This is a genomic window from Kitasatospora sp. NPDC057518 (assembly GCF_042802075.1).
GTDB lineage: Bacteria > Actinomycetota > Actinomycetes > Streptomycetales > Streptomycetaceae > Kitasatospora.
Genome location: NZ_JBHVEU010000287.1, coordinates 1 through 11,450, shown reverse-complemented (window position 1 = coordinate 11,450; position 11,450 = coordinate 1). Strand labels below are relative to the sequence as shown.

At 74.4% G+C, this 11,450-nt stretch carries 10 protein-coding genes; 3 read left to right on the top strand and 7 right to left on the bottom strand.

Features of this window, described 5'->3' with window-relative positions; translation table 11 throughout:
* Positions 1-187: 187 nt before the first annotated feature.
* Positions 188-835 (bottom strand): hypothetical protein, encoded by a 648-nt coding sequence (locus ACFU7Z_RS26265; RefSeq protein ID WP_380780049.1) that lies wholly within the window; start codon positions 833-835, stop codon positions 188-190.
* 93 nt (positions 836-928) lie between these two features.
* Here ACFU7Z_RS26265 and ACFU7Z_RS26260 point away from each other — a divergent pair, with 93 nt between their 5' ends.
* A complete protein-coding gene (locus ACFU7Z_RS26260) occupies positions 929-1,564 on the top strand; it encodes a TetR/AcrR family transcriptional regulator (RefSeq protein WP_074001960.1) in 636 nt (211 codons plus the stop codon).
* Positions 1,561-2,322 carry a TrmH family RNA methyltransferase gene (locus ACFU7Z_RS26255; RefSeq protein WP_380740683.1) on the top strand — a complete coding sequence of 254 codons (762 nt, stop codon included), beginning with the start codon at positions 1,561-1,563 and terminating at the stop codon, positions 2,320-2,322. Before ACFU7Z_RS26260 ends, ACFU7Z_RS26255 begins: the two co-directional genes overlap by 4 nt.
* A 40-nt stretch (positions 2,323-2,362) precedes the next feature.
* Here ACFU7Z_RS26255 and ACFU7Z_RS26250 read toward each other — a convergent pair whose 3' ends face one another.
* The 5 genes from ACFU7Z_RS26250 to ACFU7Z_RS26230 form a co-directional block, all read right to left on the bottom strand.
* Positions 2,363-3,709, bottom strand: coding sequence for a peptidoglycan-binding protein (locus ACFU7Z_RS26250; protein ID WP_380780047.1), 1,347 nt, complete (start codon positions 3,707-3,709; stop codon positions 2,363-2,365).
* Between the two features lie 157 nt (positions 3,710-3,866).
* Positions 3,867-4,778, bottom strand: coding sequence for a pyridoxamine 5'-phosphate oxidase family protein (locus tag ACFU7Z_RS26245; protein WP_380780045.1), 912 nt, complete (start codon positions 4,776-4,778; stop codon positions 3,867-3,869).
* 15 nt (positions 4,779-4,793) lie between these two features.
* Positions 4,794-5,264: a VOC family protein gene (locus ACFU7Z_RS26240; RefSeq protein WP_380780043.1), complete on the bottom strand. Its 471-nt coding sequence runs from the start codon at positions 5,262-5,264 to the stop codon at positions 4,794-4,796.
* 184 nt (positions 5,265-5,448) lie between these two features.
* The gene (locus tag ACFU7Z_RS26235; RefSeq protein ID WP_079272005.1) at positions 5,449-6,471 is read right to left on the bottom strand and encodes a hypothetical protein; all 1,023 of its coding nucleotides are present in this window, start codon (positions 6,469-6,471) and stop codon (positions 5,449-5,451) included.
* 315 nt (positions 6,472-6,786) lie between these two features.
* Positions 6,787-8,958: a protease pro-enzyme activation domain-containing protein gene (locus tag ACFU7Z_RS26230; protein WP_380780041.1), complete on the bottom strand. Its 2,172-nt coding sequence runs from the start codon at positions 8,956-8,958 to the stop codon at positions 6,787-6,789.
* Positions 8,959-9,216: 258 nt separating this feature from the next.
* On the opposite strand from ACFU7Z_RS26230, the gene ACFU7Z_RS26225 reads away from it, so the two are divergent.
* Complete coding sequence (locus tag ACFU7Z_RS26225; protein ID WP_074001964.1) at positions 9,217-9,783, top strand: CGNR zinc finger domain-containing protein; 567 nt, start codon at positions 9,217-9,219, stop codon at positions 9,781-9,783.
* Positions 9,784-9,843: 60 nt separating this feature from the next.
* Here ACFU7Z_RS26225 and ACFU7Z_RS26220 read toward each other — a convergent pair whose 3' ends face one another.
* On the bottom strand, positions 9,844-11,334 hold the full coding sequence (locus tag ACFU7Z_RS26220) for an FAD-dependent monooxygenase (protein ID WP_049652814.1): 1,491 nt from the start codon (positions 11,332-11,334) through the stop codon (positions 9,844-9,846).
* Positions 11,335-11,450 lie beyond the last annotated feature (116 nt).

Sequence of the window (11,450 nt, the reverse complement as noted above, 5' to 3'; positions counted from 1 at the left end):
GGCGTTCAGACCGTTGGCAGTCTGAAAATCACCCGTCACGCCCCTCTCCGCGGCCACCCCCTGCGCCACCCCCTCCCGCAGCGCGTCCCTCTCGCCAGAGGGGAGGGGCGGGTGGGTGGGGGTGGGGGTGGGGGCCCTGGTGCGGGAGTGGGTGGGCGCGCCCGCTGGGGGTGGGGGTGCGGGGGTGTCAGGCGGCGTGGGCGGCTTGGAGCCAGTTGGTGAACTCGCAGGCGAAGTGCCACTGGTGGCCGGTGGGGAGGAGGTCGGGGGCGGCTTCGGGGAACTGGACGGTGAGGCGGATGCGGAGGCCGTCGGGGGTGTCGGCGAACTCGTGCATGACGTGGAGGACTTCGGTGCCGTCGGCGAGGGTGCCGGTGCCGCCGATGCGGACGGGGAAGGTGGTGTTACCGGGGGTGTCGTGGAAGTGGAGGAAGAAGCGGGTCGGGGTGGTGCCGAGGGTTTCGATGATCTCGACCCGGTCGCCGGTGGAGTCGGCGAGGTAGTGCTCGGGGTTGGCGGCGAGGAGGGCGGTGCGGTCGCCGGAGTGGAGGCGGGTCTGCCACCAGGTGAGGAAGGTCCGGGTGTCGATGCCGGTGGCGGTGAGTTCGGTGACGGCGGTGCTCCAGTGGCCGGCGGAGGCCTGGGCCCAGGTGGTCAGGGCGGTGTCGGCGGCGGTGGTGTCGGGGGTGAGGAGTTCGCGGGTGCGGGTGTCGCCGAGGCGCTGCTTGAGGAGGTGCAGGGCGGCGCGGGCGCGGTCGAGTTCCCAGGCGAGGACGGCCTCGCGGGGGTGGGGGGTGCCGTCGATCTCGGTGCGGATGGTGAGGCTGGTCGGCATGGTGGCGCTCCTCCGAGAGAGGCGGAGAGTTTTTCTCCGTTTCTGGTGACGCTAGCATAGGGGGAGAGATTTTCTCCGGTTAGGGAGTGGTGGATGAGGGCCGACGCGGAACGCAGCCGGCGCAGGATCCTGGACGCCGCCTGCGAGGTGTTCCTGGAGCGGGGCCCGGACGCCCCGTTGGACGCGGTGGTGCGGCGGGCCGGGGTCGGCCCGGGCACGCTCTACCGGCGCTTCCCGGACCGGGAGGCGCTGGTCCGCGCGCTGGTCACCGACCTGCTGGCCCGGCTCGGCGAGGCCGCGCAGGAGGCGCGGCGCGTCGAGGCGGACCCTTGGCAGGCGCTGCGCCGCTTCGTGCACGCCGCCGCCGATCTGCGGATGGGGGCGGCGATCGTGGTGCTGCTGGAGCGCCTGGTGGTGGACGAGGAGCTGGTGGCGGTCCGGCGGGGCACCGTGGAGGCCGTCGAGGATCTGCTGCGCGCCGCGCGGGAGGCCGGGCGGCTGCGCCCCGACGTCGGGATGGGGGACCTGGTGCTGCTCTGCGTCCGGGTGTCCCGTCCGCTGCCGGGCGCCCTGGCGGCGCTGGACGCGGACGGCTCGCTGGTCCACCGGCACCTGGACCTCGCGCTGGCCGGACTGGCCGCCACGACGGACGGCCCGCCGGGGCGGGCGCTCGGTTTCGACGAGGTGATCGCCGCGGCGGGGCGCCCGGGGGAGACGATGGCGGAGTGAACAGGACGGACGAGGACGGGTTGGTGCGGGCGTGGCGGGCGGCCGAGCGGGAGCCGGGGGCGGTGCTGCTGGACGGCTTCCACGCGCTGAAGCACGCGCTGCGGTTCGGCGGCGAGGTGCGGCGGGTGCTGACCGCGGACCGGGGCGCGCTGCTGGCGCTGGCGGGTGAGTTGGCGCCGGACGTCGTTCCGGCGCTGGAGGGGCTCGCGGTGGAGCTGCCGGAGGCGGCGCTGCGGGGGCTGGTGCCGCGGCTGCACCCGACCGGGGTGGTCGCGCTGGCGGTGCGGCCCGGGGTCGAGGCGAACCGGGCGGTGCTGGGCCGGCTGCCGCGCCGGGCGCCGGTGGTGCTGTTGGAGAACCCGCGCAACCTGGGGAACGTCGGGGCGGTGATCCGGCTCGCGGCGGGCTTCGGCGCCACCGGGGTGGTGACCACCGGGGACCTGGATCCGTGGCACCCGAACGTGCTGCGGGGGAGCGCCGGGCTGCACTTCGCGACCGCGGTGGAGCGGCTGGCCCTGCCGGAGCTGCCGGACGGGCCGCTGTACGTGCTGGACCCGGAGGGCGCGGACATCCGGGACGTGCCGTTCCCGGACGACGCGCTGCTCGCCTTCGGGACGGAGCGGCACGGTGTGTCGGCGGAACTCAAGGACCGCGCCGACCGGTTGGTGGCGGTGCCGATGCGGCCCGGGGTGTCCAGCTTCAACCTGGCGACCAGCGTCGGGATGGGCCTGTTCCACTGGATGTCGGGGAAGCGCTGAGGCGCGGCGCCCGGGTGGGCACCGCGCCTCGGAGGGGGCGTCAGGAGAAGAGCCGGCGCCAGGTGTCGGGGCCCGGGTAGCCGTCGGCCTCGCTGCCGCGCCAGCCCTGGGCCTGCTGGAAGGCCTGGACGGCCCGGCGGTCGCTCTCCGTCCAGCGCGGTCCCGGGCCGACGCTGTACGAGCCGCCGAAGCCCTTGCGGACCAGCTGCTCGCCGAGCTGCCGGATGTGGTCGTTGCTCTGGCCGGGCCCGAAGTACTGCGCGCCGGGGAAGGAGGAGCCCCCGGTGACGGGCGGCGGCGGAGGCGGCAGCGGGGTGCCTCCCCCGCCGCCGATGTTGCGGCCCTTGCCGTTGACCAGGTAGTCCCAGGTGTCCTTGCCGGGGGTGCCGTCGGCCTCGGCGCCGCGCCAGCCCTGGGCCTGCTGGAAGGCCTGGGTGGCCTTGCGGTCGGCCTCGCCCCAGCGCGGGCCGGGGCCCTCGGAGTAGAACCCGGCGCCGCCGCGCTGCACCAGCAGTTGGCCGAGCCTGGTGACGGACGCGTTGTTGGCGCCGGGGCCGAACTTGTCGGCCCCGGGGAAGGCGGTGGAGGAGGTGCCGCCGCCGTCGTTGCTGCCGGAGGACAGGCCGGTGTAGCGGTACGGGACGTAGGAGCCGGAGTTGTTCCAGTACGCGTACGGGGTGGAGCGCTTCTTGGCGGAGGGGCCGGTCTGCTCGTAGGCGACGTACTTGGTGCGGGAGGAGTCGGCCCAGCCGCCGAAGATCGTGACGTGCGAGCCGGCCTGGGGGTTGGCCGGGTTGTTGTAGATGAGGACGTCGCCGGGCTGGAGGTCGTTCTTGCCGATCCGTTCGGCGAAGTTGGGCAGTGTCCAGGTGGTCTGACTGCTGCCCAGGCCCCAGGCCATCGAGACGAAGCCGGAGCAGTCCTGGCGGTAGCCGTCCGACCAGTAGCGGCTCATGCTGTACGGCACGCCCTGGTCGACCCAGGTCTGGGCGCGCTGGATGATCTGGGCCCGGGTGAGCGGCGCCGCGGCGGCGCGCGGCGCGGCGAAGGTACGGGCGCCGGGGGCCTGGCCGTAGAGGCCGCTGACCTCGCCCTGGGGGGTCTGGGACTGGCTGCTGCTGTTGCCGCCCGGGGCGGGGCCGGGTGCGGGGGCCGCGGTGGCGGTGCCGGCGGCGGCCGCTCCGCCGCCCAGTGCGGTGCCCACGGCGGCCATCAGGACGGCGGCCCGGCGGCGGACGCTGCGGGCGGAGGCGTGTCCGCCCTCGTGGACGGGCGCGGCGTGCAGCCGTGCTCGTCGGCGGGCGTTGCAGCCCCCGCATATGCAGTCCTCCGCCGGTTCGACGTCGTCGAACTCGATGAGCGGGGACAGGGGGTCGGTCAGGGTCATGCTCCGCCTCTTTCCCGGACTATTCCGCGTGTTATCCGGACCAAAGTCCCAAAGCGGGCGCGATGAGTCACGGTGGGTTAGGCCGAACGGGTGAGACCCGTTCGGCTCCCGGGCGTGGCGTGGGTCGGGCGGAGGGTCTAGGCGAAGTGAGGCGGGGTCAGCGCGGGATGGCGGGCGAGTACTCCGGGTCGGTCCAGGTCAGCGGGGTGGCGTCGGCCAGTTCGAGCACGCCGGTGACGGTCAGTTCGACCATCCGCTCGGCGCCCGGGACGCCCTGCCGGGCCTCCTCGGACCAGTCGGTGCGGGCCTCGCCGGTGACGAGCAGCGCTCCGCCGGTCTCCCAGTCGGGCAGCAGCAGGCCGGCCCGCGGGTCCAGCTCCAGGTTCCCGAGCGTCAGGAACATGCTGTTGCCCGGGTACTCGGGCCAGCGCAGCCGGTCCGGCGCCACCGGCTCCAGGAAGCCGGGGAAGCCGCCGCGGTGGGAGGCGTCCACGCTGCCGTCCGGGCCGGTGCTGGCGATGAAGAAGGTGTCCGCGGTGGCCGCCGCCAGCCGCTGGGCGGTGGTCAGCACCGGTCCGGCGGCGACCGTACGGGGCGGGCCGGCGGCCGGGCGGTCCGTCGGGGTGCGGCGCTGGATGTACTTCGGGCAGTTGGCGACCACCTCGTCGGCGTGCACCCGCAGCCCGCCCCGGCCGTCCGGGAGGGAGCGGCCGTTGAGCCGCATCCGGCGCCGGCCGGCCGGGTCCAGCGCGATCGTGCCGACCCGGGCGGGGCCGGCCAGTGCCTCGGCGAGGGGGTCGGCCCCGGCGGGGAGGGCGGCGACGGCCATGGTCCGTTCGTCCGGGGCGGTGAGGAAGCCCGCCGGGCCGGCCAGCTGGGTGGCCCAGATCCGGCCGTCCCGGTCGGCGGCGCCGAGGACCAGCATCCGGCGCTCGGCCAGGAAGCGGGCGGCGACCGCCGGGACGGTGCGGCGGATCGACCGGCCGGCGTGGTCGGCCCGCTCGGTCCGGCCGGCCCGGGCCTGGGCGGCCCGCTCGCCGGGGTGGTACGGCGTGCTGGTGGTGGTCATGGCCGGGCCCGGTTCCTAGAAGAACCCGCAGGTCGGGGCGGTGGCGGTGGGGGCGGCGGCCGCGGTCCCGGCCACGCCGGTGCGGGTGTAGACCTCCAGCCGGATGCCGTCCGGGTCGGTGAAGAAGATGCCGCCGGAGGCCGAGCCCTCGCTGTGCGGGACGACGCCGTCGTAGGCGAACTCGGCGCCGAGTTCGCGCAGCAGCCGCTCGGTGGCGCGGACCTCGTCGAGGCCCTCGACCTCGAAGGAGAGGTGGTGCAGGCCGGGGTTGCCGGGGGCGAAGCGGCCCGCGCTCTGCTGCCAGAGCGTCACCACCAGGCGGCCGTCGCGGCCGAGGAAGGCGTGGCGGCGCTCGGGGTCGGTGCCCTCGGCGGTGACGTCGAGGCCGAACACGGCGCGGTAGAAGGCGATCGAGCGGGCCAGGTCGGTGACGTTCAGGCCCACGTGGCCGGTCTGCAGGGTGCGGAGCTGGGCGGTGCTGGACATGCCTGGTCACTCCCGGAGGCTTCGGCTGCCGGTGAGGCAGCTGCCTAACCGGTATTCACGAGAGTAGGAGTTAGGTGATGCGGCGTCAACCAATGGAGGGAGCCGGAAGGGTCAGGTCTTCGGGCGGGCATGCGAAAGACCCGCCGGACCGTGAGGTCCGGCGGGTCTCGAAGGAGCGGAAGGGCTACGCCCACTCCCAGCGGATGCCGATGTGGCCCGGCTGCTGGTCCGGGGCCAGGACGTGGGCGCTCGCCGAGGCGCCGATCCACAGCTGCTCGCGGCGGTGGTCGACGTCGGCCCCCGGCTCGCGGTCGTAGCGCTCGCAGTGCGCCGGGACGGCCGCCGGGTCGAAGTGCACCTGGAGCACGTACTCGCGCACCGGGGTGGCGAAGCGGCGGCTGTACTCCGTGGTCGGGCCGCCGGGCGGGATCTCCACCTCGTACTCGAAGACCGTGCTGTCGCCGAGGCCGAGCGGGCGGTCCAGCATCAGCTCGCCGACGATCAGCCCGGCCTCCGGGCGGCGGCGCACCCGGCCCAGCCGGCCGTGCCGCACCGCGGTGATCTCCGGGCAGCCGGCCGCCTCCTCGTCGGCCATGTGCACCACCAGGCAGCGGCCGACGCCGCCGACCGTGGCGCGCACCACCTGGCGCATCCGCAGCAGGTTGCCGCGCCGCTCGGCGTCCACGTAGTAGGAGTCGTGGATGCTCAGGCGCTCCAGCTCGCCGGCCGGCGGGGCGTTCAGCTCGGCGAAGATGTTGGCGATCTCCTGCTCGCCCGGCCAGACGTCCTCCAGCCCGAGGTGGCAGGTGTTGGCCGCGGCGGCCCAGCGGCCGCGCGGGCGCGGCGGGCCGAGCAGCGAGGAGAGCGCGCTGTGCGGCAGCCCGAGCAGCTCCTCCAGCAGGTGGACGGCGCGCAGCGAGCTGGCCCGCTCGGGCTGGCTGCGGCCGCGCCGCCAGTAGCTCAGGGTCGTGACGCTGACCCTGACGCCGCGCCCGGCGAGGGCGGCGCGGATGCGGTCCAGGCTGAGGCCGCTGGCCTCGATCGCCAGGTGGAGGGTGTCCGCGAAGCCGCCGACCGGGGCGAGCCGGCCGGGGGGCGGTCCGGGGGTGGCGGGAGTCGGGCCGGGCGGCCCGGGCGGGCCCGGGCGCTCCGTGTGCGATCCGACCAGCCGCAGCCGCGCGGCGTCCTGAGGTTGCTGTGCGGCCATACGGTGACCCTCCCCACCAGGTGAGTTCGGCGGGACCGGGTCGGCGCCGGGGCGCGCCGCCAGCGGCTTCACCGAGCTTTGGGGAACCCTATGCACGGTCGAGAGGCTACGTCATCAGTCGTGCGTATGACAGTGGTCACGGCAGGTGGACCGAAGGGTTATCGATCTTGAAACAGTCCGGAAACACGGGCCGCTGACCGGGGCCCGACCGGGCCGGCGGACGGCTCCGGCAGGGCCCGGGACGGACACCGCCGGGGCGGGCCCTGACGGCTCCGCCCCGGCGGGGATCGGGTGGTGCGGTGGTGCGGCCGGTGGTCAGCCGACGTTCAGCGCGACGTCGTCGATCACGAAGCTGGTCTGCAGCGAGGAGTCCTCGGTGCCGGTGAACTTGACGGTCACGGTCTGGCCCGCGAAGGAGGTCAGGTCCAGGGTGCGCTGGACGTAGCCGGCGGCGGCGTCCACGTTGGAGTAGGTCGCCAGCGTGGTGCTGTTGGCCTGGACGGTCAGCTTGTCGTACGCGGTGGTGCCGGTCTCCGCGGTGTCGACGTGCAGCCAGAAGGTCAGCTTGGCGGAGGCGCAGCCGGCCGGGATCGAGACGGTCTGCGACAGGGTGTCGGTGTGGGCCGAGCCGTAGCCGTCCAGCCAGGCCTTCCAGCTGCCCGAGTGGGCGGCCTCGGAGGAGCTGTTGCTGACCACGCCGCTGGAGGCGGTCCACGGGGAGGCGGTGCCGCTCTCGAAGCCGCCGTTGGCGACCAGCTGGGCGGCGGTGCAGCCGCCGGACGGCGGGGTGGTGCCGCCGCCGAGCAGGGCGGTGGTCAGCGCGTCGGCGACCGGGGAGCCCCAGCCGGTGACCTGGTCGTAGCCGGCCTTGGCGGAGAAGTCCTGGTTGGCGCCGGTGGTCACGTCGTGGAAGGTGCTGCCGTAGCCGCTGCCGTTGGCCACCGAGTACAGCCGCGGGCTGGCCTCGCCGAGGACGGCCTGGCCGGCGGCCTTGGCCTTCTGGTTGAACTGGGCCGCGTAGCCGGACCAGAGCGGCGCGGCCGCGCTGGTGCCGCCGTAGACCTGCCAGGCGCCGGCGGTGTAGATCGCGAAGCCGCTCTGCGGGTCGGCGTTGGAGGAGACGTCCGGGACGGTGCGCATGGTGCCGCTGACGCCGGTGCCGGTCTGCCAGCTCGGCTTGGCGAACACGGTGGAGACGCCGCCGCCGGCGGTGCTCCAGGCGCTCTCCGAGGAGTAGGCGTTGCCGCTGGAGACCTTGAGGTTGGTGCCGCCGACGCCGGTCTGGTGCGGGCTGGACGCCGGGAAGTCGACCGCCTTCACGCCGGAGCCGCTGGTGGAGCGGGTGCAGTCGCGGGAGCCGTCGTCGCCGGAGGCGGAGAAGATCGAGATGCCCTGGGCGGCGGCCTGCTTGAAGGCGTTGTCGACCGCGGTCATCGAGGCGGCGGTGGTGTCCGGCTCGCAGGAGCCCCAGGAGATCGAGACCACCGAGACCCTGTTGTCGGTCACGATCTTGTTGGCCATGTCGATCTCGCCCTGGTCGCTGTTGGGCGCCTCGTAGACCAGCTGGGTGGCCTTGGGCGCCGCGCCGCGGACGATCTCGCTGTCCAGCTCGACCTCGCCCTGGCCCTGGCCGGGGGCGGAGTCGTAGTTGGCGCCGTCCACCGAGACGGTGGAGACGGCCGGGCCGGACAGGCCGTACTGGGAGTCGTAGGTGGTCAGGTTCGAGGACTGGTAGCCGTCGAACTCCCACAGCGCGACCGTGGTGCCGGTGCCGTCCGCGCCGGTCTTGTTGAGGTTGTACGCACCGGTGTACTGGGCCGGGGCCATGCCGCTCGGGCTCGCGGTCGCCGTGTTCGGGGTGACCGAGTTCGGGGCGACCGCGTTCGGGGTGGCCAGGCGGTTCTTGCGCACCGCGTGGTTGTCCAGGCCGCTGACGCCCTGGACCACGGAGGCCAGGTCGGACGGGATCGAGGCGGCCGCGTCGTTGGCGAAGAAGGCGCGCTGGAGCTGCGGGTCGAGGTACGCGCTCTCGTGCGTCCCGAAGGCCTGGGAGACCTGGGCGGCGGTGCCGCGGGCGTTGACCACCTGGCGGTTGGCGCTCACGTCGGAGACGGTCAGGCCCTGCTGGGCCAGGTACGTCCGGACCTGGTCGACGGCGGCCTGGGTCGGGCCGAACCGCGCGGTGAACTGCTCCGGCGTCAGGTAGTGGCCGTACTCCGGGGCGCCCGGGGTGGTGACGGCGGTCAGGAAGCGGTCCAGGGCGTCGGTGTCGCGCAGCTTCAGGCTGACGGACACCGAGATCTGCTGCGCGGCCGGGACGTCACCCTTCTTCTCCGAGTGGGCCACCGCCGGGTTCACGGTGTTCGGCAGGGCGACGCGCGGGGAGGCGTTGGGAGTGGCGGCCTGCGCGGTGGAGACACCGAGCGAGACGGCGGTCAGCGGCAGCACGGCTATCGCCGCGGCGAGGGCAAGGGAGCGGGGACGCAACGGATCCTCCTCCAGCCGGCTGTGGGGGGCCGGCAAGGGACCAGGCGTTCAGGGGGGTCGAGAACGCTGGCTCGAACATGACAGAACCCGTGTGCGAATTGGCTCATGGCCGGGCAATTCGTTGCTAAAAAACAGTCAACTGTGGAGGGCCCCCAACTCGGCGGTTCCATACAGTGAATGACCGTGGTTCCGGGGCCGGTCCAGACCAGTCCGGGCGGAAGGGGCGGACGTAGAATCGGACCGATCCGAGGGAGAGCGATGACTGACGTGCAGCCGGACCCGAGGGACCCGCGACCGCTGATCGGTGAGCCGCTCGCACTGGACCTGCTCAACACGCGCTGGGCCGGAACGCCCGTCAACGACCTGCTCGCCGAACCGGACGGCTACGCGATCTGGCTCTCCTCGGCCGGCCTCGCGGACCGCTGCCGGGCCGCCGGGTCGGGGCTCGCGGCCCTGCGGGAGACCCGTGAGGTGATCGCCGAGGCCGTCCAGGAGCTGGGCGGGCAGGGGCAGTTGGGGCCGGAGGCGGTGGCCCGGCTGAACGGTGTGCTGGGCCACGGGCGGCTGCGCCGGGAGCTCGGCCCGCAGGGGCCGACCGCGCACGTCGAGGTGGACCGGCCCGAGTGGCTGGCCTCCTGGCTGGCGGCGGACGACTTCCTGGACCTGCTGGACCGGGGCGCCCAGCGGATCAAGCAGTGCGCGCACGAGGCGTGCGTCCTGTACTTCTTCGACACCTCGCAGAACGGCCGCCGGCGGTGGTGCCGGATGGCGGTGTGCGGGAACCGGGCGAAGGCGGCGCGGCACTATGTGAAGGCCCGGGGCTGAGCGGCCGGCGAACGACGGGCCGGGCGGGCGCGCGGTGGTCGCGGGCCCGCCCGGGGGTGGTCAGGCCGGGGCGCCGAGCCAGTCGGTGAGGGCGGCGCGCAGCTCGCCCTGGCCGGGGTCGACGGCGGCCCAGGCGACGTAGCCGTCCGGGCGGATCAGCAGGACGGTGTCGCGCAGCTTGCCGTGCGGGTCGGCGGGGGCGGCGGAGACCATGCGGTCGGCCCAGGGCTCGGCGGCGGCCAGCTCGTCATTGCTGACCAGGACGAACGTCCCGGCGCGCAGCGCCTCGTAGAGCCGCTCGGGCGCGGCCGGGGCGCCCTCGGCGGGCTTGCTCAGGGCGGTCAGCCGCAGGTCCGGGACGCGCTTGCCGACCTGCGGGTGGGCGTCCTTGGGCGCGGGGTAGGAGATGCCGATGCCGGAGACCAGCCGGGCGCCGCGCTCGGTGACCGGGTCGAGGTGGCCGCCCAGCGCGGTGAGCGCGCCGCGCAGGGCGCGGGTGGGGGCGGACTCGGCGAGGGCCAGCCGGATCAGCGCGCCGGAGGTGCGCAGCACCGTCTTGCCGACCGGGTGCCGCTCGGTCTGGTAGGTGTCCAGGAGGGCGTCGGTGGCGTGGCCCCGGAGTGCCGCGGCGAGCTTCCAGGAGAGGTTGGCGGCGTCCTGGAGGCCGGTGTTCATGCCCTGGCCGCCGGCCGGGGAGTGGCAGTGCGCGGCGTCGCCGGCCAGGAAGACCCGGCCGGAGCGGTAGTTGGGGGCCTGCCGCTCGTCGCTGTGGAAGGTGGAGCTCCAGCGCACCTCGTGCAGGCCGTAGTCCTCGCCGAGGATGGCCCGGACGAGGGCGGTGAGCTGCTCGGCGGAGGGGGTGGTGCCGTCCGGGTACCGCTCCTCGCGGTCCCAGGCGATGATCCGGAACCAGCCGTCGCCGAACGGGGCGATGAAGGCGAAGCCGGCCTGGTTGGCGCCGACGGTGATCGCCTGGGCGGGCTCGCGGTCCAGCCGGACGTCGGCCAGCACCACCGAGTCGACCACCGACTCCCCGGGGAAGGGGATGCCCAGCAGGTCGCGGACGGTGGAGTGGACGCCGTCGGTGGCGACCGCGTACGCGGCGCGGTGGCTCTGCCCGTCCCTGGTCTCCAGGGTCACGCCCTCGGCGTCCTGGCGCAGCCCGGTGACCTCGGCGCCGCGCAGGACGGTCGCGCCGGCCTTCTCGGCGCGGTCCAGCAGCAGCCGTTCGACGTTGTACTGCGGGGTGATCAGCACGAACGGGAAGCGGGTGGGCAGCGCGGCGAGGTCGATGCCGAAGCGGTCGAACATCCTCAGCTCGGCGAGCGGGCGGCCGGTGGCGATCAGCTCCTCGGCCAGGCCCCGGGCGTCCAGCAGCTCCAGGCTGCGGGCGTGCACGGCGAAGGCCCGGGTGAGGTTGGACTCGGCGGCCCGCTTCTCCAGTACCGTGACGCCGACTCCGGCGGCGGCGAGGTCGCCGGCCAGCAGCAGTCCGGTCGGTCCGGCGCCGACGATCAGGACGTCGGTTTCGGTCGTCGGCTTCACGGCCATGTATCAGCTCCCGTTGTTCGGAGGGCGGTCGTACGCCGTTCCCGGCGTTCTCCCAGCCTCCATCATCGCGGGCGCCGTCGGAGCTGTGAACCGCCGGGCCCCGGCGGTGGGTGACC

Bases quoted from the DNA above. Each gene is read 5' to 3' on its own strand.
- ACFU7Z_RS26265 (WP_380780049.1), bottom strand. From the start codon at position 835: ATGCCGACCAGCCTCACCATCCGCACCGAGATCGACGGCACCCCCCAC.
- ACFU7Z_RS26260 (WP_074001960.1), top strand. From the start codon at position 929: ATGAGGGCCGACGCGGAACGCAGCCGGCGCAGGATCCTGGACGCCGCC.
- ACFU7Z_RS26250 (WP_380780047.1), bottom strand. From the start codon at position 3,709: ATGACCCTGACCGACCCCCTGTCCCCGCTCATCGAGTTCGACGACGTC.
- ACFU7Z_RS26245 (WP_380780045.1), bottom strand. From the start codon at position 4,778: ATGACCACCACCAGCACGCCGTACCACCCCGGCGAGCGGGCCGCCCAG.
- ACFU7Z_RS26240 (WP_380780043.1), bottom strand. From the start codon at position 5,264: ATGTCCAGCACCGCCCAGCTCCGCACCCTGCAGACCGGCCACGTGGGC.
- ACFU7Z_RS26235 (WP_079272005.1), bottom strand. From the start codon at position 6,471: ATGGCCGCACAGCAACCTCAGGACGCCGCGCGGCTGCGGCTGGTCGGA.
- ACFU7Z_RS26225 (WP_074001964.1), top strand. From the start codon at position 9,217: ATGACTGACGTGCAGCCGGACCCGAGGGACCCGCGACCGCTGATCGGT.
- ACFU7Z_RS26220 (WP_049652814.1), bottom strand. From the start codon at position 11,334: ATGGCCGTGAAGCCGACGACCGAAACCGACGTCCTGATCGTCGGCGCC.